The organism is Mesorhizobium sp. B2-8-3, from assembly GCF_006440815.1.
Classification (GTDB): Bacteria; Pseudomonadota; Alphaproteobacteria; order Rhizobiales; family Rhizobiaceae; genus Mesorhizobium.
In genome coordinates, this window is record NZ_VFTW01000002.1 from 342,253 (window position 1) to 358,525 (window position 16,273).

The 16,273-nt window shown below is 64.0% G+C and carries 15 protein-coding genes; 3 read left to right on the forward strand and 12 right to left on the reverse strand.

Annotated elements, in window-relative coordinates:
* Nucleotides 1-80 precede the first annotated feature (80 nt).
* Nucleotides 81-1,370, reverse strand: coding sequence for an imelysin family protein (locus tag FJ418_RS04510; protein WP_140863853.1), 1,290 nt, complete (start codon nt 1,368-1,370; stop codon nt 81-83).
* Between the two features lie 421 nt (nt 1,371-1,791).
* Here FJ418_RS04510 and FJ418_RS04515 point away from each other — a divergent pair, with 421 nt between their 5' ends.
* From FJ418_RS04515 to FJ418_RS04525, 3 genes are all read left to right on the forward strand, one after another.
* Nucleotides 1,792-3,045 (forward strand): FAD-dependent oxidoreductase, encoded by a 1,254-nt coding sequence (locus tag FJ418_RS04515; protein ID WP_140863855.1) that lies wholly within the window; start codon nt 1,792-1,794, stop codon nt 3,043-3,045.
* Nucleotides 3,046-3,173: 128 nt separating this feature from the next.
* A complete protein-coding gene (locus tag FJ418_RS04520; RefSeq protein WP_140645362.1) occupies nt 3,174-3,431 on the forward strand; it encodes a type II toxin-antitoxin system ParD family antitoxin in 258 nt (85 codons plus the stop codon).
* Nucleotides 3,431-3,742: a type II toxin-antitoxin system RelE/ParE family toxin gene (locus FJ418_RS04525; RefSeq protein ID WP_140645363.1), complete on the forward strand. Its 312-nt coding sequence runs from the start codon at nt 3,431-3,433 to the stop codon at nt 3,740-3,742. The genes FJ418_RS04520 and FJ418_RS04525 overlap by 1 nt, the downstream gene beginning before the upstream one ends.
* Nucleotides 3,743-3,765: 23 nt before the next feature.
* Here the strand turns inward: FJ418_RS04525 and FJ418_RS04530 are convergent, their stop codons facing one another.
* From FJ418_RS04530 to FJ418_RS04585, 11 genes are all read right to left on the reverse strand, one after another.
* Nucleotides 3,766-5,043 carry a 4-aminobutyrate--2-oxoglutarate transaminase gene (locus tag FJ418_RS04530; protein ID WP_140863857.1) on the reverse strand — a complete coding sequence of 426 codons (1,278 nt, stop codon included), beginning with the start codon at nt 5,041-5,043 and terminating at the stop codon, nt 3,766-3,768.
* Nucleotides 5,044-5,217: 174 nt separating this feature from the next.
* On the reverse strand, nt 5,218-5,964 hold the full coding sequence (locus FJ418_RS04535) for an ABC transporter ATP-binding protein (RefSeq protein WP_140656169.1): 747 nt from the start codon (nt 5,962-5,964) through the stop codon (nt 5,218-5,220).
* The gene (locus FJ418_RS04540) at nt 5,961-6,800 is read right to left on the reverse strand and encodes an ABC transporter ATP-binding protein (protein WP_140656164.1); all 840 of its coding nucleotides are present in this window, start codon (nt 6,798-6,800) and stop codon (nt 5,961-5,963) included. Before FJ418_RS04540 ends, FJ418_RS04535 begins: the two co-directional genes overlap by 4 nt.
* Nucleotides 6,797-7,717, reverse strand: a complete 921-nt coding sequence (gene nikC / locus FJ418_RS04545) for a nickel transporter permease (RefSeq protein WP_140656161.1) — start codon at nt 7,715-7,717, stop codon at nt 6,797-6,799. The genes FJ418_RS04540 and nikC overlap by 4 nt, the downstream gene beginning before the upstream one ends.
* Nucleotides 7,714-8,775, reverse strand: a complete 1,062-nt coding sequence (locus FJ418_RS04550) for an ABC transporter permease (RefSeq protein ID WP_140863859.1) — start codon at nt 8,773-8,775, stop codon at nt 7,714-7,716. The genes nikC and FJ418_RS04550 overlap by 4 nt, the downstream gene beginning before the upstream one ends.
* Before the next feature lie 18 nt (nt 8,776-8,793).
* The gene (locus tag FJ418_RS04555) at nt 8,794-10,428 is read right to left on the reverse strand and encodes an ABC transporter substrate-binding protein (RefSeq protein WP_181166847.1); all 1,635 of its coding nucleotides are present in this window, start codon (nt 10,426-10,428) and stop codon (nt 8,794-8,796) included.
* A 271-nt stretch (nt 10,429-10,699) separates the two neighbouring features.
* Nucleotides 10,700-11,977, reverse strand: coding sequence for a lytic murein transglycosylase (locus tag FJ418_RS04560; protein ID WP_140863863.1), 1,278 nt, complete (start codon nt 11,975-11,977; stop codon nt 10,700-10,702).
* Between the two features lie 191 nt (nt 11,978-12,168).
* Nucleotides 12,169-12,774: a recombination mediator RecR gene (recR, locus tag FJ418_RS04570; protein WP_040985994.1), complete on the reverse strand. Its 606-nt coding sequence runs from the start codon at nt 12,772-12,774 to the stop codon at nt 12,169-12,171.
* A gap of 90 nt (nt 12,775-12,864) precedes the next feature.
* On the reverse strand, nt 12,865-13,851 hold the full coding sequence (locus FJ418_RS04575; protein WP_140863865.1) for a cell wall hydrolase: 987 nt from the start codon (nt 13,849-13,851) through the stop codon (nt 12,865-12,867).
* Nucleotides 13,852-14,068: 217 nt separating this feature from the next.
* The gene (locus FJ418_RS04580) at nt 14,069-14,392 is read right to left on the reverse strand and encodes a YbaB/EbfC family nucleoid-associated protein (protein ID WP_140702714.1); all 324 of its coding nucleotides are present in this window, start codon (nt 14,390-14,392) and stop codon (nt 14,069-14,071) included.
* A gap of 22 nt (nt 14,393-14,414) precedes the next feature.
* Entirely contained in the window at nt 14,415-16,229 is a 1,815-nt protein-coding gene (locus FJ418_RS04585) for a DNA polymerase III subunit gamma/tau (protein ID WP_140863867.1), read from the reverse strand.
* Nucleotides 16,230-16,273 lie beyond the last annotated feature (44 nt).

The window sequence follows — 16,273 nt, forward strand, 5'->3', positions numbered from 1 at the left end:
TGGGATCATGCCTGTTTCCTCGTCGGGCATGATCTCGTCCAAAAAACCGGTATCCACTTTTTGGGATCATGCCCTGGACCTTACTTGAACACCTTGTCGGGAGCGTCCAGGCTGTCGGAGCCCTCGAAGGCGATCTGGTTCAGCTTGAGCGAGCCGACGGCGCGCTCGATCGACTTGGTCTGGTCGATCAAGGCGTCGATTGCCGCCTGGACGGTAGCGTTGCCTTCGGTGTTGCCTTCGGCGATCTGCTGGTCGTAGGCCTCGCCGGCCAGCGCGCGCGCCTGGATGGCCTCCATCTTGGCGACGGTGGTGTCGAGCTTGCCCGACAACTCCTTGTCGATCGCCGGATCGGCGGCTTTCACCATGTCGGAGACCGACGGACCGGAAACCACGGTGCCGTCGAGACGCGTATAGTTGGCGTGATAGGCGGCGCGAATGCCGACGGCGTCGTAGAGATGCGAGATGTAGGTGTTGTCGGAGAAGCAGTCGTGCTCCTCTTCCGGATCGTGCAGCAAAAGGCCGAGCTTCATGCGCTCGCCGGCCAGCTCGCCATAGGAGAGCGAGCCCATGCCGGTGAAGATGGTGGAGATGCCGGCATTCGCGTCGCCGTCGGTGAGGTTCTTGCGCGCTGCGCCGTCCTCCTTCCAGTTGCCGACCATTTCCTGCAGGTCGGACACCAGAAGATCGCTCGCCGACTTCAGATATTCGGCGCGACGGTCGCAATTGCCGCCCGTGCAGTTCTTGAGATCGTAGTCGGTAAAGGGCCGCTCGCCCGCGCCCGGGCCTGTGCCGTGCAGGTCCTGGCCCCAGAGCAGGAATTCGATGGCATGATAGCCGGTCGCGACATTGGCCTCGACGCCGCCGGCCTCCTGCAGCGTGCCCGAAAGGAACTCCGGCGTCAGCTTCGAGGCGTCGACCTTCTTGCCGTTGATCTCGATTTCCTTGTTGGCGATGACGTTGGCCGTATAGAGCGCGTTTTCGTCCGACTCGCTGCCATAGCTCTTGGGGACATAGTCGATCAGGCCCTCATCCAGCGGCCACGAATTCACCTTGCCTTCCCAGTCGTCGACGATCTTGTTGCCGAAGCGGTAGACCTCGGTCTGCTGGTAGGGAATGCGCGCGGCCTTCCAGGCTTCGCGCGCGGCGTTCAACGTGTCGGCCGAGGGGCTGGCGATGAGTGCGTCCACCGCCTTGTCCAGCGCCTGCGCCGTGGTCAGCGAATCCTCGTATTTGGCCAGTGCGATGTCGGCATAGGTCTTGATCACCGCCTTCGCGTCGGTCTCGGCTTTCGCCGGCAACACGAAAACCGCCGCCGTCAGTGCAGCCGTGGCGCAGATCGCAGCCAGCCTGCCGCCATTACGTGCCGTCATTATCCTTCTCCAGTTCCTTGGAAATTCAACAATAGGCGCATGTGTCCACCCGCGCCGAGGCATGAGCATGCCGGGAAAAATGGTGGCCGCGCCGATGCGCGGTTCGCGATAAAAAGACACCCACTTGCCTCCAATCGAAAGGGTTCAAGGCCCAGCCATCAAAGGGATGCGCTTCGCGCGCAGCTCTCCATAAAGCGATGGAGAGGCCTGGAGTCAACTGGCGCGGCAGAAAAAATTCAATTGAAACAATAGTTTAGAATTATTCTAAACTAGGATTATCAACTTTAAGACGATCGCCCGACCGGGAGACCGGATTGACAGGCAGCCGTTCTGGGTGCGACCCGGACGCCTGCCCTTGCGGCGGCGGCAGACAATCGCCACTTGGCGCAAGAGCCTAGAGTTCCAAGACAAAAGGATTGCGATGACGAACGGGGTTGTGATTGTCGGTGCCGGCCATGCCGGCGTGCAGGCCGCAGCCAGCCTGCGCGATGAGGGCTATGAAGGGCCTGTCATCCTGATCGGCGACGAGAAGGAACTGCCCTATCACAAGCCGCCGCTGTCCAAGACCTTCATCAAGGACGCCGAGGCCAAGCCGCAGCCCCTGCGCGGCGAAGCGTTCTACACCGGCAACAACATCGATTACCGGCCGGGCGTGCGCATCGAGAGCATCTATGCCCGCGCGGGCCAGCTGAATGTTGCAGGCGGTGGAACGCTCGCCTTCGACCGGCTGGTGCTTGCCACCGGCTCGCGGCCGCGCCTGCTCAAGCTCGACGGCGCCGGCCTTGCCGGCGTGATCTCGCTACGCTCGCTGGCCGATGCGCGGGCGATCCGCGAGCTCAGCGCGCAAAGCGAGGACGTGGTCATTCTCGGCGGCGGCTTCATCGGCCTGGAGATCGCGGCGACGCTAAGGGCCGCCGGCCGCAACGTCACCGTCGTCGAGGCCGTCGACCGGCTGCTTGGCCGCGCCGTGGCGCCTGTCATCGCCGCGCATGTGCGTCAGCGCCTGGAAGCGATCGGCGTGCGCATCCTGACCGGCACCACCATTGCCCGCCTCGAGGGCGAAGGCGGCCGCGTCTCGGCCGCGATCACGTCCGGCGGCGAACGCCTGCCGGCGCAGATGGTGATCATCGGCATCGGCGTGGTGCCCAATGTCGAACTGGCGGAAGCCGCCGGCCTGGCCATCGGCAACGGCATCCGCGTCGACAAGCATATGCAAAGCTCCGTTCCCGAAATCCTCGCCATCGGCGACGCGGCCTCCTACAGGCACTGGTTCACAGGCGGCGAAGTGCGGCTGGAATCGGTGCAGAACGCCACCGACCAGGCCAGGTTTGCAGCCCGCACCATCCTCGGCCATGCCGAGTCGTTCTCGGCCGTGCCGTGGTTCTGGTCGGATATCGGCGACATGAAGCTGCAGATGGTGGGGCTGACGCAAGGCGGGGACAGCCACGTTGTGCTCGGCGATCTCGCCGACAACAAGTTCTCGATCTACCATTATGCCGGCGACCGGCTGCTCGGCATCGAATCCGTCAACCGTCCGGCCGACCATATGCTTGGCCGCAAGATGCTCGGCGCCGGCTTCTCGCCGGCGCCGCAGACGGTGGCAGGCGGGCCAGATGCGCTGAAGGCGGCGCTCGCGGACTTCAGTCAGGACGAACCCACCAGGGCGGCGGGCTGATTGTTCAATCCACTATGATGATAACAACGCTCGGGGGCGCGAAAGGACGCACCCACCAAGCCTTGGCAAAAGGCCATCGCCGAATTATCATAAATTGATAATTTCGGATAAAGCGAAAGATTTGCTCCGTGCCTGCAAGCTACAGCATTGGCTCCCGCTACGAGGCATTCGTGCGCGAGCTTGTCGAGAGTGGCCGCTACGCCAGTGCAAGCGAAGTCGTGCGCGATAGTCTGCGCCTGCTGGAGGAGCGTGAAGAGCACCGGCAGGCGAAGCTTGCTGCACTGCGTGAAGACATCCGCAAGGGTGTAGAGAGCGGACCAGCTATAACAGCCGACGACGTTTTCGATCGGCTGGAGAAAAGATACGCGGCGGAAAGCCGCAAATAATGGCTCTCAGTTTCGCGCCTGCCGCCGTGCAGGACATCGAAGAGATTGGCGATTACATCCAAGCTGAAAATCCGGCGGCCGCCCGCCGCTTGATAGCGGCACTTCGAGTGCGATGCGACACCATCTTGGATGCACCACGTGGTGGCGCTCCCCGTTCCGAACTCTGGCGCGGCCTGCGTTCCGTCGCGTTCCAGAGATATGTCATCTTCTATACCGTCGAGCGTAACAATGTGCGCGTTGAGCGCATCCTGCATGGCTCGCGCGACATCCAGGGCATTTTCGATGAAAGGAAAATGCCCAAGGATAGTTGAAGCCGACACTCTGACAACTTCGATCAGGCGGCCCGCGCGTCGCGGATCGAGGTCTCCAGGATATCCAGCGCCTCGGTCATGACTCCGTCCTGGATGGTGATCGGCGACAGGAAGCGGATGACATTGCCGTAGACGCCGCAGGTGAGCAGGATGAGGCCCTCGTCCAGCGCCTTCAGCCTGACCGCGTTGGCGAACTCCGCCGACGGCAGGCCCTTCTTCACGTCGTTGAACTCGACGGCGTTCATGAAGCCCGGACCGCGGATGTCGACGATCTCCGGCACGTCGTCACGGATCGAGTCCAGCCGCTGCTTCAGCCTGGCGCCAAGGGCATTGGCGCGATCGCAGAGGTTTTCCTCATCGATGACGTCGAGCACGGCGTGCGCCGCGGCGACGCCGATCGGGCTGCCGCCATAGGTGCCGCCGAGCCCGCCGGGGCCGGGCGCGTCCATGATCTCGGCGCGGCCGGTGACGGCCGAGAGCGGAAAGCCGCCGGCGAGGCTCTTGGCCATGGTGGTGAGATCGGGCGCCACGTCATGATGATCCATGGCAAACATCTTGCCGGTGCGGGCAAAGCCGGTCTGCACTTCGTCGGCGACAAGCAGGATGCCATGCTGGTCGCAGATCTTGCGTAGTGCAGCCATGAAGTCGCGCGGCGCTTCGTAGAAGCCGCCCTCGCCCTGCACCGGCTCGACGATGATGGCGGCGACGCGGTTCGGATCGACATCGGCCTTGAACAGCTTGTCCAGCGCGGCGAGCGAATCCGCGACCGAAACGCCGTGCAGCGCGACCGGGAACGGCGCGTGGAAGACATCGGCAGGCATGGCGCCGAAGCCGACCTTGTAGGGCACGACCTTGCCGGTCAGCGCCATGCCCATGAAGGTGCGGCCGTGGAAGCCGCCGGAAAAGGCGATGACCGCCTGGCGGCCGGTGGCGTTGCGGGCGATCTTGATGGCGTTCTCGACCGCCTCGGCGCCGGTGGTGACGAAGATCGTCTTCTTGTCGAACTTGCCGGGCAGCATGCCGTTCAGCCGCTCGGCGAGATGCACGTAGCTCTCATAGGGCACGACCTGGTGGCAGGTGTGGGTGAAGCGGTCGAGCTGCGCCTTCACGGCCTCGATCACCTTCGGATGGCGGTGGCCGGTGTTGACCACGGCTATGCCGGAAGAGAAGTCGATATAGCGCCGGCCCTCGACGTCCCAGATTTCCGAATTCTCGGCGCGATCGGCATAGATCTGCGTCGTCATGCCGACGCCGCGCGAGATCGACTGGTTCTTGCGTTCGGAAATGGCTGAATTCTTCATCTCATCCCTCAATCGGGCCATCCTTCATCGACTGGCCCGTTCTTGTTGGTGCCGCTGCAGGCCTCTTCTGACCTTATTTCACGTTTTGCTCAAGTCGGCACCATGGCCCAGTCGATTGGGCCTGCCCCAGACCCCGATAACACCTGGGCAGGAACGCGGCTTGGCAATTGAGAGCTAGACCCTCACAAACCCTTCACTCGCCCTGAGCAGATTGCGCGTATAGTCCGCACTGACGCGATGCCCGATCAACTGGCTCGCGGTCAGCGTCTCCACCGCCTCGCCATTCTGCATCACCATCAGCCGCTCGCACATATGGGTGATGATGGCGAGGTCGTGGCTGACCATCAGGAAGGTCAACTTGCGCCGCCGCCGCACTTCTTCCAGAAGGTTCAGTACCTCGGCCTGCACCGAGGCGTCGAGCGCCGAGGTCGGCTCGTCGAGCAGCAGGACCGAGGGTTCGAGGATCAGGGCACGGGCAATCGCGACGCGCTGGCGCTGGCCGCCGGAGAGCTGGTGCGCGTAGCGGAAACGGAAGCCAGTGCCCAGACCGACCTCGTCCAGCGCGCGCTCGATGCGCTTCTCGCCGTCGGCAATGCCATGGATCGCGAGGGGCTCCTGCAGCAGGCGGTCGACCGTCTGGCGCGGATGCAGCGAGCCATAGGGATCCTGGAACACCATCTGCACATCGCGGTAAAAAGCCTTGTCGCGGGTCTTGCCAAGGGGCTTGCCGTTGACAGAGATGGTGCCGGAAGAAACCGGCGCCAGGCCGGTGATGGCCCTCAGCAGCGTCGACTTGCCGGAACCGCTCTCGCCGACGAGACCGTAGGATTCGCCTTCCCTCACTTCGAGGCTTACGCCCTTCAGCGCGCGAAATCGGTCGAAGACCACTTCCAGCCCTTCGACGGCGATGGAAGCCGTCATGCCGCCCACTCCGGCTTGCGGTCGAGCACCGGCAGCGGATGGCGCTCGAAGCCGATCCTCGGCATGCAGTTGAGCAGGCCGCGCGTGTAGGGATGGCGGGCGTCGCGGAGTTCGGAAGCCTTGATCTGCTCGACCACCTTGCCGGCATACATGACGACGACGCGGTCGCAGAAGGAGGAGACCAGGCGCAGATCGTGCGAGATGAAGATCAGCCCCATGCCGCGCTCGGCGACGAGCTTGTCGAGGATCTTGAGCACGTCGAGCTGCACGGTGACGTCGAGCGCCGAGGTCGGCTCGTCGGCGATCATCAGCTCCGGCCCGGCGATCAGCATCATGGCGATCATGGCGCGCTGGCCCATGCCGCCGGAGACCTCGTGCGGGTAAAGGTCGAAGACGCGGGCCGGATCGCGAATCTGCACCGCCCGCAGCATCTCCAGCGCGCGCTCGCGCGCCTCGGCCTTGGAGACCTTTTCATGCGTGCGCAGCGTCTCGACGATCTGTCGGCCGATGGTCATCACCGGATCGAGCGAATATTTGGGATCCTGCAGGATCATGGCGATGCGGTTTCCCCGCAGCGCGCGGCGCTGGCGGGGCGATATGGAGAGCAGATCGATGCCGTCGAAGGCAAGCTTCTTCGCCGAAACCTCGGCCTGCGGCGGGGTGAGGCCCATGATGGCGCGACCGGTCTGCGATTTCCCGGAACCACTCTCGCCGACGATGCCGAGACGCTCGCGGCCGAGCGAGAACGAGACGCCGCGCACGGCCTGCACGAGGCCGGTGCGGGTCGGGAAGGTGACGCGCAGGTCGTCGACTTCGAGGAGCGTGTCGCCGCTCATTGGTCACCGCTCCGGGGGTCGAGCGCGTCGCGAAGGCCGTCGCCCAGCAGGTTGAAGCCGAGGCTGACGACAAGGATCGCGGCACCAGGTGCGGCGGCAACCCACCACTGATCGAGGATGAAGCGGCGGCCGGACGCGATCATCGCGCCCCATTCCGGCAGCGGCGGCTGCGCGCCGAGGCCGAGGAAGCCGAGACCCGCGGCGGTCAGGATGATGCCGGCCATGTCGAGCGTGACGCGGATGATCAGCGAGGAGATGCAGAGCGGCATGATGTGGCGCAGCACGATGCGGAAGGGCGAGGCGCCCATCAGTTGCACCGCCTTGATGTAGTCGGAGTTGCGCACCGTCAGCGTTTCCGCACGGGCAATACGCGCGTAAGGCGGCCAGGAGGTGATGGCGATCGCGATTACCGCGTTCTCGATGCCGGGACCGAGCGCCGCGACGAAGGCGAGCGCCAGCACCAGCTTCGGAAAGGCGAGAAAAATGTCGGTGATGCGCATCAGGATCGTGTCGGTCCAGCCGCCAGCGTAACCGGCGATCGTGCCGACCAGCAGGCCGATGGGCGCGGCGATGATGGCGACGAGGATCACCACATAAAGCGTCCAGCGCGAGCCATAGACGATGCGCGAATAGATGTCGCGGCCGAGGTCGTCGGTGCCGAACCAATGCTCGGCGCCGGGCGGCAGCAGGCGGGCGTTCTTCAGATCGCCGATGGTGGGCGAATAGGGCGCCAGCACATCGGCAAAGGCGGCGACCACCAGCAACGCGATGATGATCAGCATGCCGACCAGCGCCAGCCGATTGGCGGAGAAGCGACGCCAGGCGACATAGGCGCGGCCGAGCCTTGCCTGCAGGCGCGAGGCCGGCCGGTCGCTGAGCAGCCACGCGCGCCTGGATTGGATGGCTTCAGCGCTCATCCGGCCTTCGTCCTTGGATCGAGCAGCCGGTAGAGCAGATCGGACAGAAGGTTGATGGCGATGAAGACCGATCCGATGGCGATGGTGCCGCCGAGCACGGCGTTCATGTCGGCGTTCTGCAGCGAATTGGTGATGTAGAGGCCGATGCCCGGCCAGGAGAAGACGGTCTCGGTCAATACCGAGCCTTCGAGCAGGTTGGCGTAGGAAAGCGCGATCACCGTCACCATCGGCACGGCGGCGTTGCGCAGCGCGTGGCCCCAGATGATACGACCTTCCGACAGGCCCTTGGCGCGCGCCGCGACGATGTATTCCTGCGCCAGCTCGTTCAGCATGAAGGAGCGGGTCATGCGGCTGATATAGGCGAGCGACAGATAGCCAAGCAGCGCGGCTGGCAGGACGATGTGGCGCCAGGCATCATAGAAGACGTCCCACTGCCCTTGGATCGCGGCATCGAGCAGGTAGAAGCCGGTGATCGGCGTGAATGTGTATTCGTAGACGACGTCGAGCCGCGCCGGAAAGGCGATCCATTGCAGCTTGGCGTAGAACAGCACCAGCCCGAGCAGGCCAAGCCAGAAGATCGGTACCGAATAGCCTATGAGGCCGACGACGCGCGCGACCTGGTCGATCAGGCTGCCGCGTTTGACCGCGGCCAGCACGCCGAGCGGCACGCCGATGACGGCGCCGATGATCGTGCCCAGCGTCGCCAGCTCGATGGTCGCCGGGAAGACGCGGCGGATATCGGACATCACCGGATTGGTGGTCAGCACCGAAGTGCCGAAGTCGCCGCTCAGCGCATTTTTGACATAGATATAGAACTGCTCGATCCAGGGCAGGTCGAGGCCCATTTCGCGGCGCGTGCGCTCGACCACGGCCGTGGGCGCACGGTCGCCGAGCACGGCCAGAACCGGATCGATTGGGATGACGCGGCCGATGAAGAAGGTCACCGCGAGAAGACCGAGATAGGTCGTCACCGCGATGACCAGGAAGCGGCCGAGCGACGATAGGACGGCGCGGGCGCTGCCGCGCCCCGCCGTCACCTGATTGTCAGTTACGCTCACGCGGCGGATCCGCCGACGCTATTCCTTGGAAACCGCGCCGACAAAATTGGTGTCGAAGCTCGGGCCGAGCGCAAAGCCCTTGAGGTTCTTGCGCAGCCCGGCCACTTCCAGCTGCTGATGGATGATGACGAAGGGGCTGGTGTCGAGGATCTTCTGCTGCAGGTCCTTGTACATATCGGCGCGCTTGCCCGAATCCTTCTCCAGTAGCGCCGCCTCGGTTTCCTTGGTCAGGTCCGGGATGTCCCAGGCATTGCGCCAGGCCAGCGTCTTGATCTTGGCGTCGTCGGAATTGTCCGGGTTCGAGGCGAATGTCTGGGCGTTGGAGTTCGGATCGAAATAGTCCTGGCCCCACTGGCCGATATAGATGTCGTGGTTGCGGGCGCGGTATTTGGTCAGCGTCTGCTTACCGTCGCCGGGAATGATCTCCAGTTGGATGCCGCCCTGGCCGAGCGTCTGCTGGATCGATTCCGCCATGCCCGTGGTCGGCTGTCCGGTGCGCACGTCCATGGTCACCTTGAAGCCATCCGGCACGCCCGCCTTGGCGAGCAATTCCTTGGCCTTGGCGACATCGAACTTGAAGGGATTGTCATCCATCGCGCCGAGGTCGCCCTTGGGCAGGAAGGACTGGTGGATTTCGCCGATGCCCTTGAGGATGGTCGAGCCCAGCGCATCGTAGTCGACGAGATATTTGAACGCCTGCCGCACCTCCGGCTTGGCAAGCGTCGGATTCTTCTGGTTGAGGCTGATGTAATAGACCGTGCCCTTCGGCGCGCTGGTGGTGGTGAGATCGGCGTTCTTGGCGATGGCGTCGAGATCGTTCGGTTCGAGGTTGCGGGCGACGTCGATATCGCCGGCCTCGAGCGCCAGGCGCTGCGCCGAGCTTTCCTTCATGTTGCGATAGATGACGCGCGCGAGCTTGGCCTTCTCGCCATTGTAGTTGTCGTTGCGCTCCATGACGACGGCCTCGTTGGCGCGCCACTCACGCAGCTTGTACTGGCCCGAGCCCGCATAGCCGGTCTTCAGCCAGGCATTGCCGAAGTCGTTGTCCCATTTGTAGTCGGCGCTCGGCGTGACGGCGGCGACATGTTCCTTGACCAGCTTGGCGTCGACGACCGAGGCGACGGTAGCCGACAGGCAGTTCAGCACGAAGCTCGGTGCGTAGGGCTTGTCGACGACGAACTGGAAGGTGGTGTCGTCGACGGCCTTGGCTTTTTCGGTGACATTGTCGCCGGTGATGCCGAACTGGTTGATGATGAAAGCCGGGCTCTTGTCGAGCTTGATGGCGCGTTCGAAGGAATAGGCGACATCGGCCGCGGTGATCGGATTGCCGGACGCGAACTTCATGCCGGGCTTGAGCTTGAATGTGTAGGTCAGGCCGTCGTCGGAAACGGTCCAGCTCTCGGCAAGGTCGCCCTTGACCTTGGACGTGTCGCTGAGGTCGAGACGAACCAGGAGATCATAGGTGTTGCCGGTGACCTCGGCCGTCGACAACTCGAACGCTTCGCCCGGGTCCATCGAGATGATGTCGTCGATGGCAAAGCCCTCGACCAGCGTATCGGCGGGCGTGACCGCGAAGGCGGGCGCGACGAGCAGCGCGGACAGCGCGGCGCCCGCAAGCAAGGCGCGAGAGCGGAGAGCAAACTTTTCCAGCATCATGGTGATCGTTCCCTGTCTTGTTGACCTGAGTTCCCGGCTCAGGGCTGTATTGTTCTTTGCAAGGCCAGCAGCGGCTTTGACCGCTTACCGTCGTGTTTTTTGTCCAGTTGGTCAACTCCCTATTCGACGGCGCACGAAGCGGCAACGCGCGCTCTGCGAGACACCGTATCGGACCAGATGGGCCGCCATGAGTCGACCCATGCGCCAGCCGATTGAAGCCGCCGATCCGCAAAAATTTGCCAGGGGTCGCGCTTTCGGGAGACAGCCGCTATTTCAGTTGCGCGACCATTGCGGCATCGGGAAAACAGGTGGCGGGCCTGCCGTTCTTTGCCTGCCAGATGCCGATTGAGCGGCGGGTCTTGAAACCGGGCAGGCCGTCGGCGCTGCCGACATCGTAGCCCTTGGCCTCCAGCGTCCGCTGCAGAGCCGCGATATCGGAGCGATGGAGATCGCCGACCGCGCCCCAGGTGCCGACAAAGGCGGCGTCGCCTTTGGCGATGCGATCGGCGGCATGGCCGATGAACAGGCCATAGAGATCGCTGTTGTTGTATTGCTTGATCACATAGAAGTTCGGCGTGACGACGAAGGCCGGGCCACTGCGCCCGGCCGGCATCAGCAGGAAACCTTCCGCCTTCAATTCGCTCGCCGGAAACGCTTTGCCGTCGACGCGCCTGATGCCCATCGCCACCCAATCGGAGATCTTCTTGCCCTGGTCGGGTCCTTCGAGCGAGCAAGAGACATTTGCCGGAACCGTCACCTCGGTCCCCCAGCCTCGCCCCCTCACCCAGCCATAATGGACGAGGTAGTTGGCAATCGAAGCGAGCACGTCGGGCGTCGAGTTCCAGATGTCGGGCCGGCCGTCGCCGTCGAAGTCGACGGCGTGCTTCAAGAACGAGGTCGGCATGAATTGCGGCTGGCCGAGCGCGCCGGCCCAGGACGACTTCATCGCATTGACCGGCGCCAGCCCGCGCTCGACGATTTCGAGCGCCGCCAGCACCTCGGTGCGGAAGAAGTTCTTCTTGGTCGACATGAACGCCTTGGTGCCCAGCACCTCGAAGGCGTCGTACGGCATCTTGGCGGCGCCGAAGCCGGTCTCGCGGCCCCAGATCGCCAGCACGATCTCGCCCGGAACGCCGTAGCGCTTCTCGATCAGCCCGAGCGTCCGGGCGTTGGCGCTCTCGCGCGTCCTTCCGCCCGACGTGACGGCCCGAATGATCTTCTCGGCGAAGTAGTTGGCCGGCGGGCCGAACTCGGCCTGATGCTGCTTCTCAGGTGTCGTCGGCTTCTCGCCGGGCAGGACGAGATCGGGCAGCTTGAGGTTCGGCTTCACGCCGAGGAAGGCAGCGTCGAAGGTTTTTTTCGAGATGCCTTTGGACTTGGCTTCGGGCCAGAGATCGGTTTGGAGCCAAGCCTGGAACTGGTCGTCGATGGGGGCGGCATGGGTGGGGGTGGTAATGAAGAGAGCGAGAAGCGTCGCTAGGAAGGAAAGAATAGCCAACCTGAAATGCTGGCGTTCCTTCACACCCCCCTCTGTCCTGCCGGACATCTCCCCCGCAAGGGGGGAGATCAGATGTCGCGCAGGCTTTCGCCAATCGCCGACGTGGGGATAAAAGCGCCGGCAAAGAAACTGCCAATCTCCCCCCTTGCGGGGGAGATGCCCGGCAGGGCAGAGGGGGGTGTGACGGAGCGCGGAATCTCGAGGAATAACATCTGTCACGCGCGCCCTCCCCGCCAACTTCAAAACGCCGTCCTCGATCGCAGCGCGGCGGCCAGCGTGCCTTCGTCGAGGTAATCGAGCTCGCCGCCGACCGGCACGCCATGCGCGAGCCGCGTCACCTTGACCTCGAAGCCAGACAGCTGGTCGGTCAGATAATGCGCTGTCGTCTGCCCCTCGACGGTGGCGTTGACGGCAAGGATGACTTCCTTCACCTCGCCGCCGGCGACACGGTCGACCAGCGAGCGGATGTTGAGCTGGTCCGGACCGATGCCGTCGAGCGGCGACAGCGTGCCGCCAAGCACGTGGTAGCGCACGTTCATGGCCGCGGCGCGCTCCAGCGCCCAGAGGTCGGAGACGTCCTCGACGACGATCAGCGTGCCGGCGTCGCGGCGCGGGTCGGTGCAGATCATGCAAGGGTCGGATGTATCGACATTGCCGCAGGTCGAGCAGATGCGCACCTTGTCGACCGCTTCGCCCATGGCGGCGGCCAGAGGCTCGAGCAGCTGTTCCTTCTTCTTGATGAGATGAAGCGCGGCGCGCCTGGCCGAGCGCGGCCCAAGCCCAGGCACCTTGGCCAGGAGCTGGATCAGGCGTTCGATTTCCGGACCGGCGATTCTCTTCGACATCGCCTTGATCTAGAATTTTTCAGGACAGCCAGCAACGGCACAAGGCCCGCCATGCTGCCATGGCGGGCCTTGCGTTGGATGCAATCGGGTTCAGTTGGCTTCGAGCGGCCGGTCCTGGCTGACGATCATCGCGCCGATGGCGTCGGTGTTCTCAGGCGTCGACTGGAAGCCCATCGCCGCTTCCTGCGGCGCATTGGGCACCGAAGTGATGTAGCGGCCCTTGAGGGTGCCGCCGAAACGCGAGGCGTCCGGTTCGGCCATGGGCTCCTGCATCGCCACGACCATCTGCTTCTGCGCCAGACGGCCGGACTTGGCAGAAGGCGCAACAGAAGCCGTCACATAGGTCTGTTCGGCGGAAGCGTCTTCGGTCCGCGCGGCCGTGGCCAATGCGGCCTGCTTTGCCGGGTCCGGACGGACGATCGTCTTGACGATCGGCTCGGCGGAAGCCACGAGCACCGGAGCGTCGGCCGCCGGTTTCTGCCGGTCAGACTTCTGCTGGTCGTCCACGTTCATGGCGACCATCGGCTCGTCCGGCAGCGGCTGCCAATTGCGGCCGCGCTTCTCATAGAAGGCGTTGCCGCCGGCAACCATGGTGTAATGCATGTTCTTGTAGGGGAAGCGCAGGCCGGCGGTGTGGAAATACATCGTGTTCTTGAGCTTGGCCTTGCGTTCGCCTCTCAGCACCGCATCGGCCGCCTCCTCGACATCCGGCAGGGCCTTCGAGTTCATCGGCCGAGTCATGACGCCCGGAGCAAACTGGCCCGGCTCGCCGACAACCTGACAGATGGTGTTGCCGTGCTGGCCCGAGCGAAGCCGATTCATGACGACCGTGCCGACCGCGATCATGCCGTCGCGGCTCGACCGGTTGGACTCGAAGAACATAGCCCTTTGCAAGCATTCCTTGTCCTTCAGCGAATGGCTGGAGGAACGCGTGAGGAAGCTCGGCGTAAGGGCATCGGTCAGACCCGACACCGACATGCCATGCGAGGAAGTGGTCTGGCTGCAGCCGGCCAGGAGCAAGGGGGAAGTGACGATGCCGATAAGCAGCAGCGGCGTCTTCCATCGCGTCGCGATCACCAAAAAAGCCTCATGTCCAGATGCCAGCCCGCCCCGAGATGTGGCAAGAATGAGACTCTTTCGGGCAAAAAGATGGCTAGAGGGTTAGCAACTTCTGGACTTGGGTAAAACTTTATGAATGTCGCGAAATGTGCCCGTGAGCATTGCCGGCAAAATAGTTAATATTGCAGCCCGGACTCAATTTCCGTTCATAATCAATTAACTGGCGCACACGGCCTCAGAACGGCAATTTCATTCCGGGCGGGATCGGCAAGCCTGCCGTGAGCGCCTTGGTCTTCTCCTGCATGATCTGCTCGACCTTATTTTTGGCGTCATTGTGGGCGGCCAGGATGAGGTCCTCGAGGATCTCGGCTTCGTCCGCCTTGATCAAAGACGGATCGATCTTCAGCGTCTTCATTTCGAACTTGCCGGAAAGCGTGATGCTGACCAGACCGCCGCCGGCCTGGCCGGTGGCTTCAAGCGTGGCGATCTCGTCCTGCATGGCCTGGAACTTGGCCTGCATTTCCTTCGCCTTGCCCATAAGGCCGAGAAGATCTTTCATCGGTTGGTCCTCTAAAAATGTTTCAGGTCTCGTCGTCATCGGCCGCCGGCTCGACCGGCAGGTCGGCCTCGGCTTCTTCCACGTCCGGCACGTCCGGGATGCGCACATCGATGATCTTGGCGCCAGGGAAACGGGCGAGTATGGCCGCGACAGTCGGGTCGCTCCTGGCGTCGGAGAAGGCGTTCTCGCGCTTCGTCGTCTCCATCTCGGCCAATGTCTGGCCGCCCTCTTCCTTCGACAGCGACACCAGCCAGTTGCGGCCGGTCCAGGTGCGCAGCTTGGCGGTGAGGTCGTTGAGCAGCATCTTCGGCGCGTCGTCGGTCAAGGTAACATCGAGCCGGCCGGGCTCGATGCGTACCGGCCGCACGCAGCGTTTCAGCAGCACCTTGAAGGCCATGTCGCGATTGGCGTCGGCAAGCGCGACGATGTCGGCCAGCGATTTGACCGGAACGACGGGCGCCTCGGCGACCGGCTCCGGCGCCGGAACGAAGGCGGCGGGCGCCGGCTGCGTTTCGACCAGGCGCATCGTCTGGGCACCGCCACCGGTGGAAGCAGGCATCCGGGTCTGCGCGACGGGGCTCGCGCCGCCGCCATTGCCGGCCGGCGCTCCGTTGGCGCGCGGTGCACCATTCGGCAGCGGGCCCGCGCCCTCCAGCGATTTCAGCGCCTCGTCCAGCGTCGGCAGGTCGGCGGCGTGCGCCAGCCTGATCAGCACCATTTCGCCGGCGCTGACCGGGCGGTTGGAGGACTGCACCTCGGGAATGCCCTTGAGCAGCATCTGCCAGGTCCGCGACAGCACGCGCACCGAAAGCGTGCCGGCGAATTCGGCGCCGCGCCGGCGCTCGTCCTCGGAAAGCGACGCATCGTCGGCGGCTGCCGGCACGAAGCGCAGGCGGGTGACGAGGTGGTTGAACTCGGCAAGATCGGTAAGCACGGCGGCCGGATCGGCGCCGGTGTCGTATTGCGCGCGGAACTCGGCGAGCGCCGCCGCCACGTCGCCCTTCATGACATACTCGAACAGGTCGATGATGCGGGCGCGATCGGCAAGGCCAAGCATGGCGCGCACCGCCTCGGCGCTCACCGTGCCGCTGCCGTGGGCGATCGCCTGGTCGAGGATGGAAAGCGAATCGCGCGCCGAGCCTTCGGCGGCCCGCGCGATCATCGCCAGCGCCTCGTCGTCGACGGCAATGCCTTCCTTGGCCGCGATCGAGGACAGATGCCTGACCAGCGCGTCGGCATCGATGCGCCTCAGATCGAAGCGCTGGCAGCGCGACAGCACCGTTATCGGCACCTTGCGGATCTCGGTGGTGGCAAAGATGAATTTGACGTGCGGCGGCGGCTCTTCCAGCGTCTTCAGGAGGCCGTTGAAGGCCTGCGTGGAGAGCATGTGCACTTCGTCGATGATGTAGACCTTGTAGCGTGCCGAGACCGGCGCGTAGCGGACGCGGTCGATGATGTCCCTGATGTCGTCGATGCCGGTGTGAGAGGCGGCATCCATCTCGATGACGTCGACATGGCGTCCTTCCATGATCGCCTGGCAATGCTCGCCGGGGATCGAAAGGTCGACGGAGGGCTGATCGACGGTCGCCGTTTTGTAGTTCAGTGCCCGCGCCAGGATGCGCGCGGTCGTCGTCTTGCCGACACCGCGCACGCCGGTCAGCATCCAGGCCTGGGCGATGCGGCCGGTGGCAAAGGCGTTGGTCAGTGTGCGGACCATCGGCTCCTGGCCGATCAGCTCGGAGAAATTCGAAGGGCGATATTTGCGCGCCAGGACGCGATAAGCGGCGGCCTTACCTGTTTCCAGGCTTTCTGGCCCCAAATTTCCGGCTTCGCTCATTCGCCGCCAAAGCTCCCAGGACCGCGACGGAAGGCGGCCGATTC